Origin of the sequence: Nonomuraea sp. NPDC049637, from assembly GCF_040675235.1 — a bacterium.
In the GTDB taxonomy this organism is placed as follows: domain Bacteria; phylum Actinomycetota; class Actinomycetes; order Streptosporangiales; family Streptosporangiaceae; genus Nonomuraea.
Genome location: NZ_JBFAOM010000008.1, coordinates 56,875 through 80,555, shown reverse-complemented (window position 1 = coordinate 80,555; position 23,681 = coordinate 56,875). Strand labels below are relative to the sequence as shown.

The 23,681-nt window shown below is 72.3% G+C and carries 22 protein-coding genes and 1 pseudogene; 14 read left to right on the top strand and 9 right to left on the bottom strand.

What is annotated here, in order from left to right; translation table 11 throughout:
• Nucleotides 1-15: 15 nt before the first annotated feature.
• The 3 genes from AB0J71_RS13745 to AB0J71_RS13735 all read right to left on the bottom strand — a co-directional run bounded on the left by AB0J71_RS13745 (nucleotide 16) and on the right by AB0J71_RS13735 (nucleotide 2,123).
• Entirely contained in the window at nucleotides 16-396 is a 381-nt protein-coding gene (locus tag AB0J71_RS13745; RefSeq protein ID WP_352322426.1) for a globin, read from the bottom strand.
• 9 nt (nucleotides 397-405) lie between these two features.
• The gene (locus AB0J71_RS13740) at nucleotides 406-1,293 is read right to left on the bottom strand and encodes a mechanosensitive ion channel family protein (RefSeq protein WP_352322425.1); all 888 of its coding nucleotides are present in this window, start codon (nucleotides 1,291-1,293) and stop codon (nucleotides 406-408) included.
• Nucleotides 1,294-1,838: 545 nt separating this feature from the next.
• Nucleotides 1,839-2,123 carry a hypothetical protein gene (locus AB0J71_RS13735; protein WP_352322861.1) on the bottom strand — a complete coding sequence of 95 codons (285 nt, stop codon included), beginning with the start codon at nucleotides 2,121-2,123 and terminating at the stop codon, nucleotides 1,839-1,841.
• A 272-nt stretch (nucleotides 2,124-2,395) separates the two neighbouring features.
• Between AB0J71_RS13735 and AB0J71_RS13730 the strand changes: the two genes are divergently transcribed.
• The 5 genes from AB0J71_RS13730 (at nucleotide 2,396) to AB0J71_RS13710 (ending at nucleotide 8,463) form a co-directional block, all read left to right on the top strand.
• On the top strand, nucleotides 2,396-3,952 hold the full coding sequence (locus AB0J71_RS13730; protein WP_364392442.1) for an XRE family transcriptional regulator: 1,557 nt from the start codon (nucleotides 2,396-2,398) through the stop codon (nucleotides 3,950-3,952).
• Nucleotides 3,949-4,437 carry a GNAT family N-acetyltransferase gene (locus AB0J71_RS13725; protein WP_352322859.1) on the top strand — a complete coding sequence of 163 codons (489 nt, stop codon included), beginning with the start codon at nucleotides 3,949-3,951 and terminating at the stop codon, nucleotides 4,435-4,437. The genes AB0J71_RS13730 and AB0J71_RS13725 overlap by 4 nt, the downstream gene beginning before the upstream one ends.
• Before the next feature lie 203 nt (nucleotides 4,438-4,640).
• Nucleotides 4,641-6,095 (top strand): DMT family transporter, encoded by a 1,455-nt coding sequence (locus AB0J71_RS13720; RefSeq protein WP_364414297.1) that lies wholly within the window; start codon nucleotides 4,641-4,643, stop codon nucleotides 6,093-6,095.
• Between the two features lie 196 nt (nucleotides 6,096-6,291).
• Nucleotides 6,292-7,992, top strand: coding sequence for a tetratricopeptide repeat protein (locus tag AB0J71_RS13715; RefSeq protein WP_364414295.1), 1,701 nt, complete (start codon nucleotides 6,292-6,294; stop codon nucleotides 7,990-7,992).
• An 18-nt stretch (nucleotides 7,993-8,010) separates the two neighbouring features.
• A complete protein-coding gene (locus AB0J71_RS13710; RefSeq protein WP_352322856.1) occupies nucleotides 8,011-8,463 on the top strand; it encodes a hypothetical protein in 453 nt (150 codons plus the stop codon).
• A 28-nt stretch (nucleotides 8,464-8,491) separates the two neighbouring features.
• On the opposite strand, the gene AB0J71_RS13705 is transcribed toward AB0J71_RS13710, so the two are convergent.
• Genes AB0J71_RS13705 through AB0J71_RS13690 form a run of 4 tightly spaced genes read right to left on the bottom strand, consistent with a single transcriptional unit; the run spans nucleotide 8,492 to nucleotide 12,313 of the window.
• Nucleotides 8,492-9,511: an ABC transporter ATP-binding protein gene (locus AB0J71_RS13705; protein ID WP_352322855.1), complete on the bottom strand. Its 1,020-nt coding sequence runs from the start codon at nucleotides 9,509-9,511 to the stop codon at nucleotides 8,492-8,494.
• The gene (locus tag AB0J71_RS13700) at nucleotides 9,508-10,332 is read right to left on the bottom strand and encodes an ABC transporter permease subunit (protein WP_364414293.1); all 825 of its coding nucleotides are present in this window, start codon (nucleotides 10,330-10,332) and stop codon (nucleotides 9,508-9,510) included. Before AB0J71_RS13700 ends, AB0J71_RS13705 begins: the two co-directional genes overlap by 4 nt.
• Complete coding sequence (locus AB0J71_RS13695) at nucleotides 10,329-11,231, bottom strand: ABC transporter permease subunit (protein WP_364414291.1); 903 nt, start codon at nucleotides 11,229-11,231, stop codon at nucleotides 10,329-10,331. The genes AB0J71_RS13700 and AB0J71_RS13695 overlap by 4 nt, the downstream gene beginning before the upstream one ends.
• Nucleotides 11,228-12,313 carry an extracellular solute-binding protein gene (locus AB0J71_RS13690; RefSeq protein WP_364414289.1) on the bottom strand — a complete coding sequence of 362 codons (1,086 nt, stop codon included), beginning with the start codon at nucleotides 12,311-12,313 and terminating at the stop codon, nucleotides 11,228-11,230. The genes AB0J71_RS13695 and AB0J71_RS13690 overlap by 4 nt, the downstream gene beginning before the upstream one ends.
• 230 nt (nucleotides 12,314-12,543) lie before the next feature.
• Here AB0J71_RS13690 and AB0J71_RS13685 point away from each other — a divergent pair, with 230 nt between their 5' ends.
• The 5 genes from AB0J71_RS13685 (at nucleotide 12,544) to AB0J71_RS13665 (ending at nucleotide 17,746) form a co-directional block, all read left to right on the top strand.
• Nucleotides 12,544-14,001, top strand: coding sequence for an aldehyde dehydrogenase family protein (locus tag AB0J71_RS13685; RefSeq protein WP_352322851.1), 1,458 nt, complete (start codon nucleotides 12,544-12,546; stop codon nucleotides 13,999-14,001).
• Entirely contained in the window at nucleotides 13,986-14,882 is an 897-nt protein-coding gene (locus tag AB0J71_RS13680; RefSeq protein WP_352322850.1) for a CoA-transferase, read from the top strand. The genes AB0J71_RS13685 and AB0J71_RS13680 overlap by 16 nt, the downstream gene beginning before the upstream one ends.
• Nucleotides 14,879-15,658, top strand: coding sequence for a CoA-transferase (locus tag AB0J71_RS13675; protein WP_352322849.1), 780 nt, complete (start codon nucleotides 14,879-14,881; stop codon nucleotides 15,656-15,658). Before AB0J71_RS13680 ends, AB0J71_RS13675 begins: the two co-directional genes overlap by 4 nt.
• Nucleotides 15,655-16,473, top strand: coding sequence for a citrate/2-methylcitrate synthase (locus AB0J71_RS13670; RefSeq protein ID WP_352322848.1), 819 nt, complete (start codon nucleotides 15,655-15,657; stop codon nucleotides 16,471-16,473). Before AB0J71_RS13675 ends, AB0J71_RS13670 begins: the two co-directional genes overlap by 4 nt.
• 121 nt (nucleotides 16,474-16,594) lie before the next feature.
• Complete coding sequence (locus tag AB0J71_RS13665; protein ID WP_352322847.1) at nucleotides 16,595-17,746, top strand: pyridoxal phosphate-dependent aminotransferase; 1,152 nt, start codon at nucleotides 16,595-16,597, stop codon at nucleotides 17,744-17,746.
• A gap of 16 nt (nucleotides 17,747-17,762) precedes the next feature.
• On the opposite strand, the gene AB0J71_RS13660 is transcribed toward AB0J71_RS13665, so the two are convergent.
• Nucleotides 17,763-19,508 carry an NmrA family NAD(P)-binding protein gene (locus tag AB0J71_RS13660; RefSeq protein WP_364414287.1) on the bottom strand — a complete coding sequence of 582 codons (1,746 nt, stop codon included), beginning with the start codon at nucleotides 19,506-19,508 and terminating at the stop codon, nucleotides 17,763-17,765.
• Between the two features lie 81 nt (nucleotides 19,509-19,589).
• Between AB0J71_RS13660 and AB0J71_RS13655 the strand changes: the two genes are divergently transcribed.
• The 3 genes and pseudogenes from AB0J71_RS13655 to AB0J71_RS13645 form a co-directional block, all read left to right on the top strand.
• Nucleotides 19,590-20,216, top strand: a complete 627-nt coding sequence (locus tag AB0J71_RS13655; protein ID WP_352322845.1) for a helix-turn-helix domain-containing protein — start codon at nucleotides 19,590-19,592, stop codon at nucleotides 20,214-20,216.
• Nucleotides 20,217-20,231: 15 nt separating this feature from the next.
• Complete coding sequence (locus tag AB0J71_RS13650) at nucleotides 20,232-21,011, top strand: hypothetical protein (protein WP_352322844.1); 780 nt, start codon at nucleotides 20,232-20,234, stop codon at nucleotides 21,009-21,011.
• Nucleotides 21,012-21,022: 11 nt separating this feature from the next.
• Nucleotides 21,023-21,562 (top strand): annotated as a pseudogene (locus tag AB0J71_RS13645) (MBL fold metallo-hydrolase); the annotation flags it as partial.
• Here the strand turns inward: AB0J71_RS13645 and AB0J71_RS13640 are convergent.
• Nucleotides 21,542-21,985 (bottom strand): NUDIX domain-containing protein, encoded by a 444-nt coding sequence (locus AB0J71_RS13640; protein ID WP_352322842.1) that lies wholly within the window; start codon nucleotides 21,983-21,985, stop codon nucleotides 21,542-21,544. The pseudogene AB0J71_RS13645 and the gene AB0J71_RS13640 sit on opposite strands and share 21 nt — an antisense overlap.
• 113 nt (nucleotides 21,986-22,098) lie before the next feature.
• Here AB0J71_RS13640 and AB0J71_RS13635 point away from each other — a divergent pair, with 113 nt between their 5' ends.
• Nucleotides 22,099-23,676, top strand: coding sequence for an alkaline phosphatase family protein (locus AB0J71_RS13635; protein ID WP_364414285.1), 1,578 nt, complete (start codon nucleotides 22,099-22,101; stop codon nucleotides 23,674-23,676).
• Nucleotides 23,677-23,681 lie beyond the last annotated feature (5 nt).

The following is a 23,681-nucleotide window of genomic DNA, read 5'->3' as shown; positions in this document are numbered from 1 at the left end:
TGGGCGTCATGCCCGTTATGTCGGCGAGTTCACCAAGCTGTGGGCCGCGTAGACCAGATAGTCCCAGAGTCTGGTCGCCTGATCGTCGGGCAGGCCGAGCGAGTCGACCGCGTCACGCATGTGCCGCAGCCAGGCGTCACGCTCGGCCTCCCCGATCACGAACGGCACGTGCCGCATGCGCAGCCGGGGATGGCCCCGCTCCTGGCTGTAGGTGTTGGGGCCGCCCCAGTACTGGATCAGGAATCCGCGCAGCCGGTCCTCGGCGCCCGTCAGGTCGGGCTCGGGGTAGAGCGGCCGCAGCAGGGGGTCTTCCGCGACACCTTCGTAGAAACGGTGGACGAGGCGGCGGAAGGTCTCCTCGCCGCCTACGGCGTCGTAGAAGGAGGTCTCTGTCACGTTCTCACCTTATGCAATGGCGACCATGGGGATTCCGGCGGAGTCCAGGGCGGCCTTCACCCTGAGCCGGATCTCCCGGGCGACCTCGGCCTGGCGGGAGGGCAGCGTCTTGGCGGTGATGCGGAACACCAGCGCGCTGTCGGAGAGCTGCTCCACGCCGTACACCTGGGGCTCCTCCACGATCACGCTCTCGCGGAACTCGGGGTCGGCCCAGATCTCCTCGGCCACGATCTCCAGCGCCGCGCGCACGGCGGTGATGTCGGCGTCGTAGGGCACCGGGACGTCGAAGTAGGCCCGCGACCAGCCCTGCGACTCGTTGCCGACGCGGGTGATCGTGCCGTTGCGCACGTACCAGACGCGGCCGTCGGCGTCGCGCAGCCGGGTGACCCGCAGGGTGACCGCCTCGACGGTGCCGACGGCGGCGCCCGCGTCGATCACGTCGCCCACGCCGTACTGGTCCTCCAGCAGCATGAACATGCCGGCGATGAAGTCCTTCACCAGCTCCTGCGCCCCGAAGCCGATCGCGACGCCCAGGATGCCGACGCTGGTCAGCAGGGGGGCGATGGGGATCGTCAGCCGGTCGAGCACGGTCAGGATGGCGGTGCCGAGGACGACGATGGAGGCGATGTGCTTGAGCACCGACCCCATGGTCTCGGCCCGCTGCTTGCGGCGTTCGTGCAGCAGCGCGTCGATGCCGTCGGTGGCCGCGTTGCGGCGGAACCTGTTGGTGAGCGAGCCGCCGGTGGCTGCCCGGTTCACCACCTTGGTGATCAGCCGGTGCGAGATGTTCCGCACGACGAACCCGAACACCAGGATCAGGACGATGGTGATCAAGCTGGCCAGCAACGGCGCCCATGACACGTTGCCCAGCCAGTCGACCAGAGGACCACAGATCACCGTGTCACCTTGACAGGCCTGGGCCATCTGCGAGCTCACTTTGTCCAAGTCCTGCACGAGCGACGACTCTGCCGGCGTGGGCGTAGGCGATGGCCCTGATGTCACCAACAGGAACACTGGGTGGATTCCCCCTCAGGAAGCGGTTCGGTCAGCGGCAAATCAGTCCAATTGGATCTAAAAATACCGCTGACCGAACCGGCCGCCGTCACATCACGCCGGGGAAGACGGGGTCGCCCGGTCTCTGGGCCGCGGAGGGAGAGACCGGACGCTCCGATGACGGTCGGCTCGGACGGGCCACACACCCGGAAGCATGGCCCGTTCCGGTTCCAAGGGGGGGAGGTGATCCCCCCGGCACCCGGCGGGCGCACCCGCCGGGCTGATCTGCGCGCACGGGCGTGCGCCCGTGCGAAGGGGCCGGAACCGGCGGGACGATCAGGGGCCCGGCAACCCGGACGCCCTCCGCACCGATCGTCCCGCCGGCCCCGCGGGGCCGCCGTGGGGGCGGTGACCCGTGGTGGCTGCGCTCCACCCGGATCACCGCGTGGTCACTCTCCCACCGCGGCGAGCACGCGTGCGACCTTGGTCGCGGCACCGGCCGGGTCGTCGGCCGTGTGCATGGGTTCGCCCCAGGACCAGCAGTACCACCAGTCGGGAAGGTCCGAGGCGTTCGCCGGCCGGCAGGTGACGTTCTCGGACAGGCTCGTCGCCTTCGGGTTGATGACGCGGACGAACTGCCGGCCGCTCTGGGTCTGGACCACTCGTGCGAGCAGACCGCGAGCGCCGAGCTCGGCTACGAGGCGCTGCAGATGTCCGATCTTGTCGTCCGTCACCTTCTCGTCCTCCCTGGGAATCGTTGCTGGTGGGCCAAACATGGCTCAAGTCAACAGCACACGCAACGCCATCCTGCTGATCACAGGGAGTGGCTATTCCCTCATGGGTTGTAAGAAACAGTCCCTCGGAGGACGATCCTTAACCGTAGGCTTGATGAGCACGTTTCCAAACGGTCCTCACTGCTTCATAGTCGTCTCTAGGCGAAGAGCTACCTGAGGGCTACGCTGAGTCACCAGTCTTGACGGGTCGAGACATCGGGAGAGGGGCCGGGATGTCCGGCAGGCAGCACAGGGAAACGGAGATCGCCCGGCGGATCAGGGCCAAGGGCCTTGCCACCGGGCGCACCTCCGCCCAGATAGCTGAAGAGATCCACGAGGCGTGCTCGCCGCAGTTCAGCACGACCCGCATCAAAGCGCACCGCCTGTCCTACGGCATCGCGCTCGCGGACGTGATCGAGCAGGTGCGGGCGTTGTTCGAGCGCGACGCCAAGGCGCCGCCGGGCATCGGCGAGACGTTGCTGTCGGCGTACGAGAGCGGGCTCAAGCGGCCGGGCCCCGAATACCTCCACTACCTGTGCTCGGTCTACCGGGTCGAGCCCATCGAGCTCGGCTTCGACGGGCCCTGCATCTGCGGCCACGGCCACCGGATGCCCGGCGTGCTCGGCGAGCCCGCCAATCGCGTGGCGGGGTCGGCGTCGCTGCCGCGCGACCTGGTGATCCACCCGATGACCGTCGAGGCCGACGCCCAGGAGGACGAGAACATCCTGCGGCGCACGTTGTTAAATCTGCTGGACACCGACGTGTCGTTCAAGCAGCAGTTCGACGGGCCGGTGCTGGGGGCGTGCGAGGGCATCCGGCGGCGGATGGACGAGACGCTGGTCTCGGCCACCGTGTCGGGCGGCATGCTCGACCAGTGGGAGGAGGCGACGCTGGCCTTCGGCCGCCAGTACACCACGACGCCCCCGCTGCGGTTGTTGTGCGACGTGCTGCTGGAGCTGAGCGCGGTCCGCACGGCGTTGTCCAGGCGTCAGCCGATCGACCTCCAGGACCGGTTGTGCCGCATGGCCGCGCAGCTGGCCGGCCTGAGCGGCATGGTGATGATCAACCTGGGCGACCACCGGCTGGCCCGGTCGTTCTTCCGCACCGGCCGCATCGCCGCCGACGAGACCGGCGACCGCGCCCTGCGGGCCTGGATCACGGCCAGGGAGTCGCTCGTCCCCCTCTACTACGGCGACGCCCGCGAGGCGCTCAACCTGGCCAAGAAGAGCCGCGACCTGGCGGGCGCCACGCCGTGCGTGGCGCAGGCCATGGCGCCGGTCGTGGAGGCGCGGGCCCTGGCCATGCTCTCCGGCACCGACAGCAAGAAGGAGGTCGTCGACCAGGCCAAGCGCGCGCTGGCCCGGGCCAGGAGCGCCTTCTCGCACATGAAGAGCGAGGAGCAGGAGGACATGGCCTTCGGCTACACCGAGAAGCAGCTCTACTTCTACCAGGGCGACGTGCTCACCAAGCTCGGCCAGACCATCGAGGCCGAGGTGGTGCTCGACCAGGCGCTCGGCAAGTACGAGGACCACGTCCTCGACCAGACCCTGATCAGGCTCGACCAGGCCCAGTGCCGCCTCCTGGAGGGTGACATCGACGAAGCCCTACAAATTGGTACGAACGCCTTGCGCAATCTGGGGGATGAATACCTTACGGACCTCATCATCCGCCCGGCGCTCGCGCTGGAGCAGCAGATCATGAAAAAGGACGACAAACATCAGATGCTGGCTGAATTCAGCGCCCAGCTGCGGCGTCGGAAGTTGGCCCAGAAGGAAGGGAGCGGTGGATGACGTTGAAGATCCGGCGGTACCGCTGGTCCGATCTCGACACCATCCTCGCGCTGCACCGGATCTGCCTCGCCGAGGTGGGTCTCCAACCCGGCGACGGCGTCTACTACGACGACGACTTCCCCCGCATCCAGGAGATCTACCTGGCCTGCGGAGGTGACTTCATCGTGGGCGAGACCGGCTCGCGGGTGGTCGCCATGGGCGGCCTGAAGCCCGTCGACCGGGAGACCGCCGAGGTGTGCAGGCTCAGGGTGCATCCCGAGTTCCAGCGGCGCGGCTACGGCGGCGTCATGCTCTCGGCCCTCGAAGACCGCGCCCTGGAGCTCGGCTTCAGCAGCCTGCGCGGTGACACCACGCTCAGCCAGGGCGCGGCCCTCGCGCTGTACGCCCGCCAGGGCTGGCGTGAGCTGTCGCGCCGCCAGGTGGGCGACCTCGTCGTCATCTACGGCGAGAAACGGCTGGCGCCCGCGCCGGCCATGGAGCTCTAGCTCCCACGACGACGCCGGGGTCCGACGCTTCCGGATCCGGCGGCCACGCCCCATCCCCTCCTGGGGCCCTGGCTTGTTCCCCCTTTCCGCCCCCGCGGGGCTCCTGCGACCTCTACGCTCAGGCGTGACCACACCGCCTCAGACTGATCGCGGAGAGTGACCATCTCCGGGGCGAGGCATCGGCCCGTTCGCACGGTACGCGTATGCGTCCGTACACAGTGCGAATGTGGAGAGCTCGGCCGTACCAGGCAGTAACCGCAGGAAAGAGCTGTTTTCGCCGCCGCCGGTATGGATGTTTCGGGCCTGGAGTGAGGGTCTTAACTCCAAGTGGAACAGTAACCTCACCGGCTTCTCCGCGTGCTCTGGCGAATGCATTTAGTAGTGGCATGCTCTGCTCCATGGCAGTCGTGCCCGCTTCCCGACCCCTCCTGGGAGCCGTGCTTCTGTTGTTCGTCAGCGCCGCTTGGGGGTCGGCGTTCCCGCTGATGAAGGATCTCATCCTCCGGTTACCGGTCGAGGACCTGCTGGCCGAGCGGTATCTCATCGCCGCGGTGACGCTGCTCGTCATCCGGCCGCGCTCGCTGCGGGGGCTGTCGCGCCGGACGTGGGTCAACGGGCTCGTGCTGGGGCTGCTGTTCGGCGTCGGGCAGACCGCCCAGGCGCTCGCGCTGCACAGCCTGCCCTCGGCGGTGTCGGGGTTCGCCGTCGGGTGCAGCGTGGTGATCACTCCGGTCCTGGCGCTGGTGATGTTCAGGAACCGGGCGCCGCGGCGGGTGTGGGCCGGGGTGGTGCTCGCCATGGCGGGGATGACCGTGTTCACGCTGCTGCGCGGGGTCGAGGACCACGAGGTCTCGCTGCTCGCGCTCGGCGTCACGCTCACGGCCGCGGCGCTCTACTCGGCCCACACGCTCATGCTCGCCGAGCTGTCCAAGAAGGGCGAGCGTTTCCCCGCGTACGCGCTGACCACGATCCAGCTCTTCACGATCGGCATCCTCACCGGCGGCTTCGCGCTGCGCGGCGGGATCACGCTGCCGTCCAGCCTGCCCGACTGGGCGATCCTGGCGCACCTGGCCGTGGTGTCGTGCGCGCTGGGGTTCCTGGCCCGCTCGTACGGGCAGAAGCACGTGCCGGCCGTGCCGAGCGCGATCATGATGTCCTCGCAGCCCCTCTGGGTGGCCGCCATCGCGGTGATCTGGTTCCACGAGCAGGTGGGCTGGAGCATGGTGATGGGCGGCGGGCTGATGGCTGCGGCGATGCTGCTGGCCCTGCCCGATCGGGCGGCCGGGGGAAAAGAGAGTCGGCCGGACAGGCGCGACCTGCTGGAGGTCTCCCGCCGCGCCGCGCTGGTGCTGGCCGACCTGCGGATCAAGCGTGAGGACCGGCTGCGGTTCGAGCCGGGGACGGCGCCGTTCATCGCCAAGAGCGCGTGCAAGGACGTCGAGGCGTGCCCGTGGAACGCCCACGCGCTCAAGGGCGGCGGGGAGCCGAGCCTGGAGCGGCTGATCGAGCGGGCGACCGCGATCGTGCGAGCCAAGAAACTGCCGGGGCCCGGCTGCTGCCAGTCCGTCACGCTGGTCGGGCGGTGCCTGTGCACGTTGATGGAGGAATCGGAACAGGCGCGGGTCGCGGCGGTCGATCATTGGTTTCGGTCCCAATAGGCTGCGGGACGCGCGCAAATGCCAGGTGCTTCTTAATAGTTAAACCGCCACTTATTCACCATAAATCTTGATATCCGGTTGGGTGTCCGAATAATGGATAGTCACATCCATCGGAGAGGCACGTCATGAAGCGCATCGTCGTCCGTAAGCCAGGCACCGCGAGGCTCGCAGGGACCGCAGGCGTCATCCACAAGGGGTGACCGGGCACAGCTCCCACCTCGGCGTCCCGGGCGGCCCACCCGCCCGATGGGGGGCCGGGCGGCTGCTGATGCCGGTCATCGACGCGCATCGCCGGCCGCGCGGCCCCTACACCGTGGGCGCCGCGCTGCTGCGGCACCTGGTGCCGGACGCCCCGCGCGAGCTGGTCGCGGCCTACGACATCGAGATCCGGGCGGTCGCGCCCGAGCTGGCCGGGCAGGTGCCCGTCCGGCGGACGACCATCGAGGCCGGGCTGCCGGACGAGGAGCGCATCCTGGTGCCGGCGCCCCGCCGTACGCTGAGGCTGGCCAACGGGATCGCCGAGTTCGTCCGCGCGGCCGTGCGGCCGGGCGCGAGGCTCGCGGTGTGCAACGGCGCGCACGCCGACCCCACCGACACCGAGCTGCTCGACGTCCTGACCCGGCGCGTCCCGGCCGGCACGCTGGCCGTCACGGTCCACGCGGAGGGCCCGGAGCCGCCTGCCGACGAGCGCAGCGCCGACGAGCTGTGGTCCCTGGTGGACCGCTGCATGCGCGAGGGTTTCCTGCACGCCGCCGCCGAGCTGGGCGAGCTCGGCCTGGCCCGGACCGAACCGGGGGAGGCCCGGTGGTGGCGCTTCGCCCAGCGCACCGCCACCGCGCTCGGCGGGCTCGGCCGCGTCCAGGAGGCGCGCACGCTGTGGGACCGGGCCCGCGCGGCCAGCCAGGACCCGGTCGTGCACGCCGCCGCCGCGTACGGGACGGCCATGCTCGACGCCCGGCACCCCGACCCGGCGCAGCGCGACCTGGCTAGGGCCCGCCGCTGGCTCAACGAGGCCATCGCCATCTCCGGGCTGCTGCCCGACCCCCTGGAACGGGCCTTCAAACTCGGCTTCGACCGCAACGGCCTGGCCCTGGTCGAGCTGCGGCACGGACGGCTGGAAGCCGCGCTGTCGCTGGTGGAGTCGGCCGTCGAGCTGGCCGGCGAGCTGGGCGACCGGCACCCGCTGCACCGGATGGTGCTGCTGACCAACCGGGCCCAGCTGCTCGGCGCGCTCGGCCGCCCCAAGGAGGCCCTGGAGGACTACGCCGCCGCCATCGCCCTCGACCCCGGCTTCCCCGACACCTACCTGGAACGCGGCAACCTGCTGTTCCGGCTGGGCGAGTCGGAGGAGGCGCTGGCCGACTACGAACGGGCCATGCGGGCCGGGCCGCCGCTGCCGGAGGCGTACTACAACCGGGCGGAGCTGCGTACCGTGCGGGGTGACGTGGAGGGGGCGCTCGCCGACCTCGGCACGGTGATCGAGCTGGACCCCGGCTACCTGGACGCCTACGTCAACCGCGCCGGGCTGCTGGCGGCGGCGGAGCGGGACGAAGAGGCCAGGGCCGACGTCACGGCCGGGCTCGCCCGCGCGCCGGAGAACCCGCACCTGCTGACCGTGCTCGGCCAGCTGGAGACGGCGGCGGGCCGCTTCGACGAGGCCGCCGCGGCCCTGGACCTGGCCCTGGAGCACGCCCCCGAGCTGGCCGCCGCCTGGGGCAACCGGGGCGTGCTGCGTTACGCCACGGGCGACGCCGAAGGCGCGCTCGCCGACCTCACCCGGGCCGTCGAACTGGACCCGCAGCCCGACCTGTACGCCAACCGCGCCGTCGCCCTGCGCGCCCTGGGCAGGACCGCCGAGGCGGAGGCCGACGAGCTCCGCGCGGCCGCCTCCTCCTGACAGTGGGACGATTAATGCATGACGGGGCGTATAGGGCGAGCCGCGGGGGTGTGCGGGGCACTGGGGGTGTTGTGGTGGGCCACCGCCCGGCTGGCGTGGGCGGGCGTCGGCTGCGCCGACTGGGACTGCCTGGCCCCGGCACTCGGCACGCTGCTGGCGATCAGCCTGGTCATGCTCGCCGGAGCCGCGTACGTGCTGGAACGCGTGGACGTGCGGCCCGCGCGGCGCGCCGCCCTGGTGGCCGCCGGGGCGGCGGTGGCGTTCTGGGCGGCCGGGAAGCTGCTGCCGTCGGTGCCGTACACCGCCGCGCAGGCCGTGGGCGCCGCGGTCGTGTTCGCCGGGGCGGGGGCCGTCGCGGCGTTCGTGACCGGGCCGGGGCTCGCGTTGCGGTGGCGGGTGCTGATCGCGCTGGTGCTGGCCGGCCTGCCGTGCGGGGTGTTCGCCGTGCTCTGGTTCGGGCTCGGCGGCTGACCCCCGGGACCGGCGGCCCCGGGCCGGGTCAGGCGGGGAACACCTGGACGTGGTCGGCGGCGACCCGCAGGCGTACCTCGTCTCCTGGCGACAGGCCGGCGGCGGCCCTGGACGGCACGTCGGCGAAGATCACCGAGGGGCCCGCCTGGGCGTACACGCGGGTGGTGGCGCCCAGGAACACCGTCACGTCCACGACCGCCCGCGCGCCGGGGCCGTCCGCGGCCAGTTCGACGTCCTCGGGGCGGAACATGCACAGGACGCGCGGCGCGGGCGCCTCGACGTCGAACGCGCCGCCCGCGGTGACCCGCCCGCCGACCGCGTCGAGTTCGAGGGTGTTGCGGTTGCCGACGAAGCCGGCGGCGAAGCGGGTGGAGGGCGCGGTGTAGATCTCCGCGGGCGGCCCGCACTGCTCGATGTCGCCGGCGTTCATCACCGCGACCCGGTCGGAGATGGCCAGGGCCTCGGCCTGGTCGTGGGTGACGAAGACGGTGGTGATGCCGACCTGGTGCTGGATGCGGCGCACCTCGTCGCGCAGGCGGTGGCGTACCTGGGCGTCCAGGGCGGACAGGGGCTCGTCCAGCAGCAGCACCTCGGGACGGGGGGAGAGTGCGCGGGCCAGGGCGACGCGCTGCTGCTGGCCGCCGGAGAGCTGGTTCGGCAGGCGGTCGGCGAGGTGGTCGAGGCCGACGAGGTCGAGCATCTCGGCCACGCGGTCCCTGACCTCCCCCTTCGGCCGCTTCCTGACGGTCAGGGGGAAGGCGACGTTGCCGCCCACGGTGAGGTTCGGGAACAGCGCGTAGGACTGGAAGACCATGCCGATGGGCCGCCTGCGCACCGGCACGCCGGCCATGTCGGCGCCGCCGATCGTCAGCCGCCCGCCGTCGAACCCGGTCAGGCCCGCGATGCAGCGCAGCAGCGTGGTCTTGCCGCAGCCCGACGGGCCGAGCAGGGCCAGCAGCTCACCCTGCTCGACGCTGACGCTCACGCCGTTCAGCGCGGTGTGCCCGGCGTAGCGCTTGGTGATGCGGTCGAGGACGACGTGGCTCATGGAATGGTGCCCTTCTGGACCGGAGCGGTGGCCATGGACGCGCTCACCCGGCCGCGGCCGAGCCAGACGACCAGCGCGGACAGCGCGAACAGCAGGCCGAAGGTGAAGATGGTGACGACGGCCAGCGCGTTGGGGTCGCCGAGCGTCCGGGAGACGAACTGCCTGGCCGACCAGAGCGGCAGCGTCTCGTAGCTGACGCCGGTGAGGATCTTGGCGAGCGCGAACTCGTTCATGGCGGTCGCGATGACCAGCAGCGCGCCGGAGACGACGCCGCCGCGGATCGCCGGCAGGATCACGCCGACCAGCGTGCGGGCGGGCCCGGCGCCGCACGTGGCGGCGGCCTCGCTGAGCTGGACGGCCCCCGCCGCCAGCAGCGAGCTCTCCACCGCCCGGTACATGAACGGGAACGCGATCGCCGCGGTGGCCGCGGCCAGCAGCCAGAACGTGCCGAACAGCTCGGGCGCGACCGACTTGGTGACGAGCTGGAGCCCCGCCCCGACGACCACCCACGGGACGGCGAACGGGATCACCGCGATGGTCTGCACGATCGACCCGATGCGCGGGTTGTGCACGACCGACCAGTACGCGGCCGGCACGACCAGCACGATCTCGATCGCCACGACGACCGCCGAGAGCACGAGCGAGCGCCCGAGGGCGGCCATGACGTCCGGCTCGGCGAACACGCCGGCCCAGTGGGCCAGGGTGTAGCCGTCGGGCAGCGGCGTGTCGGTCCAGCGGGTGGCCACCGAGTACAGCAGGGCGGCCAGCAGCGGCAGCCCGAAGTAGACCGCCAGCAGGCCGAGGAAGACGCGCCGTCTCACAGCCACCTCGCAGCGCGCCTGAGCGAGAGCCGGTAGAGCAGGGTCGCCCCGATGGCCAGGATCATGAGCAGCACCGACAGCACGGCGGCCCGGCCGAGGCCGAACACCGAGGACTCCAGCGTGCTGCCGATCTGCAGGGTGATGAGCTTGGTCGCGCTGGGGGAGGAGCCGATGGCGTACGCGACGGCGTAGACGCCGATCGTCCAGGTGAAGACCAGCAGCCAGCCCGCGATCACGAACGGCGCGAGCACCGGCAGGCCGACGTACCGCCAGAACTGCCATCGGGTGGCGTGGCAGACCGCGGCGGCCTCCTGCCAGTCGTCCTTGAGCACGCTGAGCGCGGGCAGCGTGAGCAGCACGAACATCGGGACGTTGAAGTACAGGTAGACGACGTTCATGCCGTTGAAGGAGCCGAGCGAGGGGAACGGGTTGTGCTCGATCCCGAACAGGCCCTTGAGCACGAGCGTCAGCATGCCGGTCGAGCCGATCAGCGCGACGAAGCCGAAGGCCAGGCCGATGCCGGCGAAGTTGGAGGCGACGTTCATCAGCGACAGCCAGAAGGCCCGGCCGCCGAGGCGCATCCGGGTGATCAGCCAGGCGGCGGGCGCGCCGAGCGCGGTGGCCAGTGTGGCCTGGGTCAGGCCGAGCGCGAGCGAGCCGCCGATGGCCTGGCGGTCCACCGGGTTCCGCGCCACCTTGACGATGTGGTCGAAGCCGTAGCCGCCGTCCGGCAGGGCGAAGGTGTCGTGCAGCAGCCGCAGCGCCGGCAGCACCAGCGTGGCCAGCGTGAACAGCAGCAGCGGCAGGGCCGGGCCCCAGGCGGTGAACAGCCTGCCCGGGGACCGGCGGCGGGCGGCGGCCGGTGGAGCCGCCACGGACTCCGTGATGTGGGACGTCACGCGAGGACCTTCGCCTCCCAGTCGGCGACGATCTGCTCGGGATTGACCTTCGTGATCTCGATCTCCTTGACCGGCGCGTACGACTCCTCGGGCAGCCAGTTGGCCTTGGCCTCGGCCGGGAGCTGCAGGTCGCCGTTGAGCGCGCGGACGGGCCGGGCGCCGAACTTGGCGAACAGCGTCTGGGCCTCGTCGGAGAGCACGTAGTCGAGCAGGCCCTTGAGGAAGTCGCCCTTGGCCGTGTTGTACTTGTTGATCATCATTCCGGACGGCGACCAGACCGAGCCGTCGGAGGGGATGATCACCTCCACGTTGACGTTCTTGGCCTTCAGCGCCGCCTTCTGGGCCAGGCCGTTGAAGTCGTAGTTGATCTGGATGGGGGCCTCGCCCTTCTCCAGGGTCTCCTCGCTCATCTTGACGTCGCTGAGGTTGCCGGCGTCCTTGAGCTTCTTGAAGTAGGTGTAGGCAGGGGTCAGGTCGTCCACCGAGCCGCCGGCCGCGACCGCGGCGGCGACGACCATGGCCTGGCCGGTGCCGGAGGAGGCCGGGTTCTTGATGGCGATCTGGCCCTTGTACTCGGGCTTGAGCAGGTCCTGCCAGCTCTTGGGGGGGTTGCCCACCTTGTCGGTGTTGACGACGAACGCGGGCGCGCCCACGAACGTGGCGACCCAGCCGCCCTTGCCCTTCTGCCAGTCCTTCAGCTTGCCCGCCGCCGGCGGCAGGTACGCCGGCACCACGCCCTTGGCCTCGGCCACCGGCCCCCACATGAGGCCGATGTCGCTGGCCGTGCCGATCGGGTTGTCCTTCTCGGCGTCGAACTTGACGATCTCCTCCGAGGAGGACATGTCGGTGTCCTTGTGGGCGCAGGTGGCCTGGTACTTGGCGCAGAACGTCTTGACGACCTCGCCGTAGTTGGCCCAGTCGGGGGCCAGGCCGTAGGTCGGCAGGTCCTTGCCCTGGGCGGCGATCTTGCCGGTGTCCGGGGCGGCCGACCAGTCGTATTCACCGGCGCCGGCCGAACTGCCGCACGCGGTGAGGGCGAAAAGGGATGAGGCGGCAATTACCGCCCATGTGCGATGCTTCATATGGACCCTCGGTTAATTCCGGGTGAATTCGACAAGTGCCGTGAGCAGGTCTTTTCCCCGGCATGTCTAGTGCAGCGGACCGGTCCGGCCAATGCGTGATTTGCCTATCGCCGCTATAGGCGGAGCCATATAACGGCTGCCTATCGGGGGCATCGGTCTAATCCCCCTTGTCCGGAACATCCCAGGCCGTGAGGCTTTGCCGTATCAGAAGTTGACCGGAAAGGAACCCGATGGCGACGATCCCGAGTCGCTACCTGCTCAACCACATCGGCGGCGAATGGCGTGCCCCCGAGAGCGGGCAGACCCGGCCGAACATCAACCCCGGCGACCTCTCCGACCACATCGGGGACTTCGCCGAGTCCGGTGGCGCGGACGTCGAGCTGGCCGTGGAGGCCGCCGCGGCGGCGATGCCGGCGTGGAAGGGACTCGGGCCGATCAAGCGCGCCGAGTACCTGCGCGCCGCCGAGCGCCTGATCGAGGAGCGGGCCGAGGACTTCGCCCAGGCGATCACGCGCGAGCAGGGCAAGCTCATCAAGGAGGCGCGCGGCGAGGTCAGGCGGGCCCTGGCCATCCTCGACTTCACCGCGGGCGAGGGGCGCAGGCTGAAGGGCGAGACCCTGCCCGCCGAGGAGCCGCGCACGTTCTCCTACACCTTCCGCGCGCCCATCGGCGTGGTGGGCCTGGTGACGCCGTGGAACTTCCCGCTCGCCATCCCCATGTGGAAGGTCGCCCCCGCGCTGCTGGCCGGGTGCGGGGCGGTGCTCAAGCCGTCGCCGTTCACGCCGCTGACCTCGGCGCTGCTGGTGGAGGCGTTCGTGGACGCGGGCGTCCCGGCCGGGGTGCTCAACCTCGTGCAGGGCGACATCGCGGCGGGCGAGGCGCTGGTGACGCACCCCCGCGTGGCCGGGATCAGCTTCACCGGCTCGCTGCCCGTGGGGCTGGCCATCCACCAGGCCGGCGCGCCGCGGCTGCTGCGCACCCAGCTCGAACTGGGCGGCAAGAACGCGGTCCTGGTGCTCGCGGACGCCGACCTGGACAAGGCGGTCAAGGCCACCGTGTTCGGCGCGTTCGGGCAGTCGGGGCAGCGGTGCAGCGCCACCTCCCGGGTGATCGTCGACCGGGCCGTCAAGGAGGAGTTCCTGTCGCGGCTGGTCGCCGAGGTGGCCCGGCTCAAGGTGGGGCCGGGCCTGTCGGAGGAGGCCACGATCGGCCCGGTGGTGAACGAGACCCGCATGCGCGCCTGCCTGGACGCGGTCAAGGCCGCGCAGGAGGCCGGCGCCAAGGTCGCCGTCGGCGGCGAGCGGCACACCGAGGGCGTGCCCGACGGCTGCTACGTGCAGCCGACCGTGCTGCGCGACGTGCCCTGGGACAGCGAGATCGCCCAGGAGGAGATCTTCGGCCCGGTGTTGTCCGTGGTGGACTGCGACGGCTTCGACGACGCCATGCGCATCTCCAACTCGGTCAGGTACGGCATGAGCGGCACGATCTTCACCCAGGACCCGGCGACCATCTTCGAGGCCCTGGACCGCTTCGAGGCGGGCATGCTGCACGTCAACCGGCCCGGCGTCGGCGCGTACGCGCACCTGCCGCACATGGGCGCCAAGCTGTCGCAGTTCGGCCCGCCCGAGTGCTCGCCGCAGGTCTGGGACTTCTACACCGAGTGGCGGTCGGCGTGCATAAGTTACTGACGGCCGCCGAGGCCGTCGCCCGGCACGTCCCCGCCGGGGCCGTCGTCGGGATGGGCGGCCAGAACATCAACCGCTGCCCGATGGCGCTGGTGCACGAGGTGATCAGGCAGGGGATCGGCGGGCTGACCGTGGTCGGCTGCAACCTGTCGCTGCCGCTCGACATGCTGGTGGCCGCGGGCCTGGTGGTCCGCACCGAGCAGGGCACCGGCAACCTGGAACGTTACGGCACGCTGTTCGCCTGGCGCCGGGCCGTCGAGCGCGGCGAGGTCGGCGTCGGCGACCACTCGCACCTGGCGATGGCCACCCGCTTCGCCGCGGGGGCCGTCGGGGTGCCCTTCCTGCCGACGCGCAGCCTGCTCGGCACCGACCTGCTGGCCGACCTGGTCGCGGACGGGGTGGCGGTGGAGTCGGCCGATCCCTGGACCGGCCGGCCGGTCGTGCTGCTGCGGGCGATGACGCCGGACGTGGCGATCATCCACGCGAACCGCGCCGACCTGGCCGGGAACGTCGTGATCGAGGGGGTCACCTCCCACGAGGTGGACATGGTCAGGGCCGCCCGCGCCACGATCGTGTCGGCGGAGGAGGTGCTGCCCGCCGGGGCGTTCGCCGACCGGCCCGAGCGGGTCACCATCCCGGAGGCGTACGTGACGGCGGTCGTCCACCAGCCCTTCGGCGCCTTCCCGACCTCCGTCTACCGCGCGTACGACTTCGCCGAGCCGGAGATCAAGGAGTACCAGGCGCTGGGCCGGGCCGGGGACGCCGAGCTGCGCGAGTGGATCGGGGCCAACCTGGGCGCGTCCTTCGACGACCACCTCAGGGCCCGCGACCCGGCGGGCACGCTCAGGGCCGCGCTGACCGAGCAGATGGGGAGGCTGGTGTGAGCGCGCAGTGGACCGCCCTGCCGCGGGAACTGCTGGTCGTCGAGGGCGCCCGGCAGATCCGCGACGGCGACCTGGTGATCGTCGGCACCGGCCTGCCGCTGCTGGCCGCCACGCTCGCCCAGCGCACCCACGCGCCGCAGGCCAAGCTCGTCATCGAGTCGGGGGTGATGTTCCCGAAGGTCGTGCCGACGCCGGTGTCCGTGGTCGACCCGCGGCTGATGCGCGGCGCCGCGCGGCACGGGTCGCTGTTCGAGGCGCTGGGCGGGCTGGTGCAGCGCGGGCTGGTCCGTACGGGCTTCCTCGGCGGGGCCCAGGTGGACGAGTACGCCAACATCAACTCCACCTGGGTTCCGAGACCGGACGGCTCGCGGGTGCGGCTGCCCGGCAGCGGCGGCGCCAACGACATCGCCAGCCACTGCCGGCAGGTGGTGATCCTGACCGACCACGAGAAGCGGCGCTTCCCCGCCCGCTGCGACTACGTCACCAGCCCGGGGTTCCTGGGCGGGCCGGGGGAGCGGGCCAAGGCCGGGCTCGGGCCGTTGCGCGTCAAGGTCGTCACCGACCTGTGCGTGATGGAGGCCGAGGACTCGGCGCTGACCGTGACGGCGCTCATGCCGGGGGCGAGCGTCACGGACGTACTCAACAACACCGGCTTTACCCCGAAATTTCGGGATTCGTTGGAAATTGTGATGCCGCCGGACCCCGAGGACCTCCGCCTGCTGCGCGAGGAGATCGACCCGGCGTGCGTGTACTTCCCTGAAAGGAAAGCCCGTTGACCGACAAGAAGCCGTTCGCCTGGGAGACGGCGATCGCCTGGAAAAACAAGGACCGGATCGTCGTGCGCGGGTACGACGTGAACGAGCTGACCGGCAACATCTCCTTCGCCGAGCACTTCCACCTGGTGCTGCGCGGCGAGCTGCCGACCCCCGAGGTGGGCCGGATGACCGAGGCGATCCTGGTGAACATGGCCGAGCACGCCATGTCGCCCTCCTCGGCCACCGTGCGCTTCGCCACCTCCGGCGGAGCCGAGCTGAACGCGGCCGTCGCTGCGGGCGTCGCCGGCATCGGCCGGCTGCACGGCACCGCCGACCGGCCCGCCGAGATGTTCCTCTCGGTCGGTGAGCGGGCCGAGCGCGACGGGCTGAGCGACGAGGAGGCCGCCGCCAAGGTCGTCGCCGAGATGCGCGAACGCCGCGAGCGCATGCCCGGGTTCCACCACGCCCAGCACATCCGCGACCCGCGTACCGCCCGCCTGCTGGAGCTGTCGGACGAGCTGGGCGTCACCGGCCGGTACGTCCGCATCGCCCGCGCGATGGAGGAGGCCACCGAAGGCGTCTTCGGCCGCCGGATCTGGCTCAACGGCCCCGGCTCGATGGGCTGTGTCGGCCTCGACATGGGCTACGAGCCGCTGCAGCTCAAGGCCATGTTCATCGTGTGCAGGTCGTTGTCGCTGTGCGCGCACTCGATCGAGGAGATGACCAGGGAGAAGGGCTGGCGGGCCTCCGCCAACTCCGACATGGTCCAGCCGCTGGACCTGTCGATGCAGGGGCCGGACCACTACGACGGCCCGGCCGACCGCACGCTGGCCTGACCCGGCCCGGCCTGACCGCCGACGGCGCCTCCGCGCCGCCCCTTGACACCCGCGTCCCCACTGGAGGAGCGTGGGTGCCCCAAGGTGTTCCATATACGGAACGAAGCTCGGAGGTGCGGTCATGCGGCCCAATTCCCGGTTCGCGCAGGTGCAGCCGTTCGACATCGACAAGGTGGCCGCGGCCGCCGGGGCGGACGCCGACGTCCTGCGCCTGGAGAACCTCGACACCGACGTCCCGCCCCCGCCGTCCGCCGTGGCCGCGACCAGGCGGTCACTGGAGGAGGGGACGGGCAACAGCTGGCTGCCGTTCACCGGGCTGCCGGTGTTGTGCCAGGCGGTCGCCGCCGAGCTGCGGGCGCGTACCGGGCTCGACTACGACCCTCTGCGGCAGGTGTGCATCACCTCCGGCGGGACGTCGGCGGTGATGCCCGTGCTGCTGGCCACGACCGAGCCGGGCGAGCCCGTGCTGCTCACCGACCCCACCTACGCCGGCCTGCTGCAGCGGGTGCGGCTGTCGGGTGCGCGTCCGCACCTGGTGCCGCTGCTGGTGCAGGACGGGCGCTGGCGGCTGGACCGCGAGGCGCTCGCCCGGGTGCCCGCCGCGGCGGCGCTGCTGCTGATGAGCCCGTCCATGCCGTCGGGCGTGGTCTTCGACCGGGAGGACTGGCAGGCGGTCGCGCGGGTGTGCGAGCGTACGGGCGCGTACCTGATCTATGACGCCGCCATGGAGCGCATCGTCTTCGACGGACACCCGCGGATCAACCCCTGCCAGGTGGACGGCCTGGCCGAGCGCACGATCATCATCGGGTCGATGTCCAAGGAGTACCGGATGATCGGCTGGCGGATCGGCTGGGTCGCCGGCCCCGCCGACATCATGTCCCGGATCATGGTCGCGACCATCTACAACACCACCGTGGCCAGCGGATACCACCAGTACGGCGCCGCCGCCGCGCTCACCGACCCGGCGGGCGCGGGGGTGGCGGAGGCGGCGGCCGAGTACCAGGCCCGCCACGACACCGTGCTCGCCCAGCTCGACGGGCTGCCGGTGGTCCGGGCGGGCGGCGGCTGGTCCGTCCTGGTGGACGCCGGGGCCATGGGGCTGACCGCGGAGGACCTGTCGGCCCGGCTGCTGGACCGCGGACGCGTGGCGGCCACCCCCATGACGGCCTGGGGGGAGAGCGTGGCCCCCCGGTACGTCCGGCTCGTCTACAGCGCCGAGCCGGTCGGCCGCCTGTCGGAGCTGCGGTCCCGCTTCGAGGCGGCGCTGTCCTGACTCGGGACGGCGGCGGTCAGCGGGCCAGCCGCTCGCGCAGGAAGGACTCGAACGTGCGCAGGCCGGGGTGGCGGGCGCGGAGCGCGGCCATGTCGGCCTGGTAGCCGCTCTCCAGGAACCACTCGTACATGCGCTCCCCGCCGGGCGCGGTCTGCTCGAACCGGGTGGGCGTGCCGGTGACCCGCTGGTAGACCTCGGCGATCTCGGCGCCGGTGAGCTCGTCGCTGGCGATCTCCAGCGCCCGGCCCGCGTACTCCGCCGGACGCTCGAACGCCTCCGCCGCGAAGTGGGCGATGTCGTCGGGCGCGACGAGCTGCATGCGCCGGAACGGCAGCGCGATGACCCGCTCGTCCCCGGCGGGCTCGGCGTGGTACAGCAGGTTCGTCATGAAGAACGCCGGGCGCAGCACCGTCGCCCGCAGGTCCAGCCCGGCGACGTGCCGCTCGATCGCCCATTTGCCGGCGAAGTGCTCTATGCCGGTGTCGCGTTCGGCGCCGCCGACCGAGCTGTAGACCAGGTGCGCCAGGCCCAGCCCGGCGGCCACGTCGGCGACCGCGACGCCCTGGCGCACCTCGCGGGCCAGTTCCTCCCTCGTCACGGCCAGGGCCTGCACGCTGAACACGCCGTGCACGCCGGTCATGGCCGCCCGGAGCGAGGCGGGGTCGTCCAGGTCGCCCTTGGCCAGGGTGGCGCCGAGCGCTGCCAGGGCCTGGGCGGCGTCCGAGGCCGGGTCCCTGACCAGGGCGCGGACCGCCCAGTCGCGGGCCAGCAGGGTCCGGGCCACCGCGCCGCCCTGGTTGCCGGTGGCGCCGGTGACCAGGATCGTCCTGGCCCGCGCGGGCAGCAGCAGGGTCTTCCCGGTGACCGCGCGGGCCTCGACGGCGGCGTGCGCCTCGGCCGCCGACTCCAGGGGGAGCACGTTGCCGACCGTGGCACGCAGGCGGCCGGCGGCGGCCAGGTCGAGGGCCTCGCGGGCCAGCTCGCGCGGGTCGGCCGCGGGCCAGGCGACGGCGGTCACGCGCGGGCCGGGGGTGGTCATCGGGCCGCCGGCCATGCCGTACGCGCTGAAGCGGCCGCCGTCCTTCAGCAGATCCTGCGCCTGGGCGCCGATCTCGCCGCCCACGCCGTCGAAGACGACGTCCAGGCCGCCGGTCGCGGCGCGCACCTCGTCGGCCCAGCCGGGGGCGGTGTAGTCGACCGTCAGCTCGGCGCCGAGGCGTGCGGCCAGGTCGCGCTTGGCGGCGCTGCCGGCCGCGCCGACCACGCGCGCGCCCGCGGCGCGGGCGAGCTGCACCAGCAGGCTGCCCACCCCGCCGCCGGCCGCCTCCACCAGCACCCACTCGCCGGGCTGCGGCGCGGCGGCGCGGACGAGCCCCACGGCGGTGCGCCCGTCGGCCAGCAACGCCACGGCCTCGCGCGGCGACAGCCCGGCGGGCACCGGGATCAGGTCCTCGGCGGCGGCCACCGCCAGCTCGGCGTAACCGCCGTAGCCGCCGAGCGTGGTGACGACCAGGGAGCCCGTCAGCGCCGCGTCCACGCCCTCGCCCACCGAAAGGACGGTGCCCGCCACCCCGTTGCCCAGGACCGCGGGCAGCTCGGCCGCGCGCGGCCCCCGTCCTGCGCGCACCTGCGTCTCCACGAACGTGACGCCCGCGACCGCCACCTCGACCAGCACCTGACCCGGCCCCGGAACGGGGTCGGGCACCTCCTCCGCCACCAGCGCCCCCGGACCGCCGACCTCCCGCAGAACCACCGCACGCATGACATTCCTCCTTTATCGGAGCGCTTCGCTCCGAAAGGAACCGTATATCGGAGCGCAACGCTCCGCAATATCCTGTACGGCATGGCAGGACGCGGCAGGCAGGCCGAGGCGGCGCGGAACGATCTGCGGCTGCTCCAGGCGGCCCACGAGGTGTTCACGACCCAGGGGTTCGACGCGCCGGTCTCGGCCATCGCCAGGCAGGCCGGCGTCGGCATGGGCAGCCTCTACCGGCGCTACCGCACCAAGGAGGAGCTGCTGCAGCGGCTCTGCCTGATCGCCATGGAACGCGTGGTCGACAACCTGGAGTCGGCCCTGGCCGAGCCCGACCCGTGGACCGGGCTGGAGGCGTACGTGCGCGCCTGCGTCGCCGGCCGCTCCGGCGCGCTGGCCCCGGTGGCGGGCACGATCGAGGTCACCGACGAGATGTGGCGCACCTCCCGCCGGGCCACCGAGCTGGCCGGCACCCTCGTCGCCAGGGCCCGCGAGGCCGGGGCGCTGCGGCCCGACGTCACCACGCTCGACGTCTCGCTGCTCATCGAGCAGTTCAGCAGGCCCGCCCCCGGCCCGCCGAGCGAGGAGCACCAGCGGGTCAAGGAACGCCTGCTGGCCATCGCGCTCGACGGCCTGCGCGCCCCCGGCGCGACCCCGCTGCCCGGCGAGCCACCCAGCGCGGAGTGGTACGAAGGGCGCTGGCGGACGGCCCCGTAGGTCTACGGTGGGACGGTGGCCTTCAATGACCTGCTGAAAGACCTCCAAGACAGCGCCGGAGCACAGGCCGCGGGCATCAGGCGCGGCTACGGCGGCCCGCCCGCCCGGACGATGAGCGTGCGCTCCGGCCCCGCCCGGTTGCGCTGCGCCTCGCTGCTCAAGCCGCTCTACGCCTGGGTGGCCGCCGCCCACATCGACGACGCCGACCGCTGGCGCCGCCACGCCGAGCCCGCCGTGGTCGTCTCCTCCAACGCCGACACGCTCAGCCTCTGGCTGTCCATCGGCCCCCGCGTGCTGCTGGACGACCTCTACCGGCGCACCGGCGTACGGTGGGCCCAGCCGGGCGGCGACCCGTCGCGCTTCGGCTCGGTGGAGGTCTCGGCCGAGGAGGTCGCCGCCGCCTACGCCGTGTTCGCGCAGGCCGCGGCGGCGGGCGACCCGGTGGCGGCCACCGTCCTGGCGTGGATGCGGCAGGTGGCGGGCGAGCAGACGTTCGGCGCCCGCGAGGCGCTCGGCTCGCCCGAGGCCGGCGTCAAGTGCGGCTGGTACGGCGCCCCCGACGAGACCTGCCTGCGCACCCACGCCGTCGCCGTCCTGCCGCGCGGCGGCACCCGGGCCACCGTGGTCGTGGCGATGACCGCGCTGCCCTACACCGGCGAGCGCGACCGCGAGTCCTACCACGCCCGCATCGCGCAGGGCCTGCCGGTCGAGTCCGTGCACGAGGGCCTGGCCGGCCCGCTGCTGCGCGGCCTGATGTCCACCACGCTGGCCGAGCTGGGGCATCAGCCCCGCTAGAGTCCGGGATCATGCGGATCACGGTGCTGGGCGGGTGCGGGGCGTGGCCGGCGGCGGGCCAGGCGTGCAGCGGTTACCTCGTCGAGCACGACGGGTTCCGCGTGCTCGTCGATCCCGGCTACGCCACGCTGCCGCGGCTGCTCGAAACCACGCCGGCCGAACGGGTCGACGCCGTCCTGGTCAGCCACGGCCATCCCGACCACTGCTCCGACCTCAACCCGCTGCTGCGCGCCCGCGCCCTGGGCGACGCCCCGCCGGCCGCGCTGCCCGTGCACGCGCCGCCCGGCGCGCTCGACGCCGTGCTCGCGCTCGACCGGCGCGGCATGCTGGCCGGCAGCTTCGAGCTGCACGACCTGGAGCCGGGCACGCCGCGCGAGCTCGGCCCCTTCCGGCTCGACGCCTTCTCACTGCCGCACCACGTGCCCAACGCCGGGCTGCGGCTGAGCGCGGGCGGCCGGGTGATCGCCTACACCGGCGACACCGGCCCGTCCGCCGTAGCGGCGGGTTCGGCGGCGGGGTCGGCGGTGGGGTCAGCGGCGCGCGGCGGCGCGCAGGGCGGCCACCACGGCGGCCAGCTCCGGCGGCTCGACGCCGTCCGGCAGCTCCTCGGCCCAGGTGTGACCGCGGTAGACGCCGAGCTCCTCCTCGGTGAGCGCGGCGGGGGTCACCGGCGGGCGCGCCTGGTCGAAGGTGGCCAGGAAGAACGGCTCGGTCTTCACGTAGCGCACGCCCAGCCAGGAGAAGTCGCGCTCGACGTCCACCCGGTGCTCGCCGACGGCCGAGCCGGGCAGCCCGGTCTCCTCGGTCAGCTCGCGCCGGGCGGCCTCCAGCGGCGTCTCGCCCGGGTCGAGGCCGCCGCCCGGCGGTTCCCAGACGTCCGCGCCGCTGACCGGGTCGTACCAGTGCATGAGCAGGACGCGCCCGTCGCGGTCGAGGCAGACGACGCGGGCGGCGGGACGTTGGCTGCTGCCCATTTGGGCCCCCTTTTCCCTCTATGGCGTCCATCGGAAAGACGCTATTCACGCACCCGCCCGACGCTGGAGATCCTGCAGCCGGATCACCCCAGCACTCAGCGAGGAGTACGTCCATGCAACGATGGCGCATCCTGCCCGCTCTCGTGGCCGCGGCCGTGTCGGTCCCCGCGCCGGCGGCCGTGGCGAACCAGGCGGCCGATCCCGCACCCGCTCCCGAGGGCAAGGTGCTCAACGGCGCGACCGCCCTGGCCGCGCCCGTGCCCGTGCCCGACGTCCCGAACGGCATCAGCAGCGACAAGGTCCTGGTCATCGGCCTCGACGGGTTACGCCACGACCGCATCGCCCCCGCCGACGCCCCCAACCTCGACGCCCTGATCAGCGGCGGCACGTTCGGCACGAGCCTGCTCTACACCAGCCCGATGGCCGCCACCTCCAGCGGCCCCGGCTGGTCCACGATCGCCACCGGCGTCTGGCCCGACCTGCACGGTGTCAAGGACAACACCTTCGCCGGCAAGCACTACGACCGCTACCCCGACTTCCTGACCCGGCTGGAGAACACCGGCGCCGGCCACTCCACCTACGCGGCCCTCGACTGGAAGCCGCTCGCCGACCAGGGCACGTTCGGCCCCCGGATCGACGCCAGGGTGGTCCTGGACGGCGACGCCGACGGCTACCCGGCCGAGGACGAACGCCTCATCCAGGTCAGCGAGACCGTCCTGCGCACGAAGAACCCGGACGCCGCCTTCGTCTACCTGGGCGCGATCGACATCGCCGGGCACAACAGCGGCGCAGGCTCGGCCGCCTACCTGGCCGCGATCCACGACGCCGACGCCCGGATCGGCCGGCTGCTGGCCGCGGTCAGGGCCAGGCCGACGTACGCGGCCGAGCGCTGGACGGTGATCGTGGCCACCGACCACGGGCACACCGACGCGGGCGGGCACGGCGGGTCCTCGATCGAGGAGCGCTGCACGTTCGTCCTGGCCTCCGGGCCGGGCCTGGCCGCCGGGGCGCGGCCGGCCGACACGCGCCTGGTGGACGTGACGGCCGCGGTCTTCACCGGGCTGGGCCTGGCCGTGCCGGACGGGATCGACGGGCGGCGCGTCGACACCAGGACCGGCGACCCGTTCGAGGGCGTCGCGCTGTCCGGCAGGACCGACGAGACCGGCGTCCCGGCCGGCGTGCTCGGCTACTCGCACACGCCGCCCGCGGGCTGGTCGGTGGACGCGTCCAGGATGCCGTCGGGGGGCGTCCAGGAGTGGCGCGGCTGGGCGTTCACCACGGACGAGTTCTGGTCGCGGACGGCCCGTGACCAGCAGCGGGAGCTGAACGTCCGGGCCAGGGGCACCTTCGCGGTGGCCGACTCCGACGAATGGGACGACAAGTCGCACGGGACCGGCCCGTTCGACTCGACGCTCGTCTCGCCCGCCTACACCGTGACCGGCCGGGCGTCCGTCACGCTCGCCTACGCCACCCACTACCGCGTGGACGGCGCGCAGAAGGCGCAGGTGCTCGTGTCGTTCGACGGCGGCGCGGACACGCTGGTCAAGAACTACACGGCCGACGCGATCGCCAGGAACGAGTCGCTGAAGGTGACCGTGCCGGCCGGGGCGAGGTCGATGAGGGTCAAGTTCCACTACTTCGACGCGACCAACAACTGGTACTGGGCGGTGGACGACCTGCGCGTCTCCTGACCGCG

What these genes read in the sequence shown, in the direction of transcription:
- AB0J71_RS13730 (WP_364392442.1), top strand. Translation starts at nt 2,396, where the DNA reads ATGTCCGGCAGGCAGCACAGGGAAACGGAGATCGCCCGGCGGATCAGG.
- AB0J71_RS13725 (WP_352322859.1), top strand. Translation starts at nt 3,949, where the DNA reads ATGACGTTGAAGATCCGGCGGTACCGCTGGTCCGATCTCGACACCATC.
- AB0J71_RS13720 (WP_364414297.1), top strand. Translation starts at nt 4,641, where the DNA reads ATGCGTCCGTACACAGTGCGAATGTGGAGAGCTCGGCCGTACCAGGCA.
- AB0J71_RS13710 (WP_352322856.1), top strand. Translation starts at nt 8,011, where the DNA reads ATGACGGGGCGTATAGGGCGAGCCGCGGGGGTGTGCGGGGCACTGGGG.
- AB0J71_RS13705 (WP_352322855.1), bottom strand. Translation starts at nt 9,511, where the DNA reads ATGAGCCACGTCGTCCTCGACCGCATCACCAAGCGCTACGCCGGGCAC.
- AB0J71_RS13690 (WP_364414289.1), bottom strand. Translation starts at nt 12,313, where the DNA reads ATGAAGCATCGCACATGGGCGGTAATTGCCGCCTCATCCCTTTTCGCC.
- AB0J71_RS13685 (WP_352322851.1), top strand. Translation starts at nt 12,544, where the DNA reads ATGGCGACGATCCCGAGTCGCTACCTGCTCAACCACATCGGCGGCGAA.
- AB0J71_RS13665 (WP_352322847.1), top strand. Translation starts at nt 16,595, where the DNA reads ATGCGGCCCAATTCCCGGTTCGCGCAGGTGCAGCCGTTCGACATCGAC.
- AB0J71_RS13660 (WP_364414287.1), bottom strand. Translation starts at nt 19,508, where the DNA reads ATGCGTGCGGTGGTTCTGCGGGAGGTCGGCGGTCCGGGGGCGCTGGTG.
- AB0J71_RS13655 (WP_352322845.1), top strand. Translation starts at nt 19,590, where the DNA reads ATGGCAGGACGCGGCAGGCAGGCCGAGGCGGCGCGGAACGATCTGCGG.
- AB0J71_RS13640 (WP_352322842.1), bottom strand. Translation starts at nt 21,985, where the DNA reads ATGGGCAGCAGCCAACGTCCCGCCGCCCGCGTCGTCTGCCTCGACCGC.
- AB0J71_RS13635 (WP_364414285.1), top strand. Translation starts at nt 22,099, where the DNA reads ATGCAACGATGGCGCATCCTGCCCGCTCTCGTGGCCGCGGCCGTGTCG.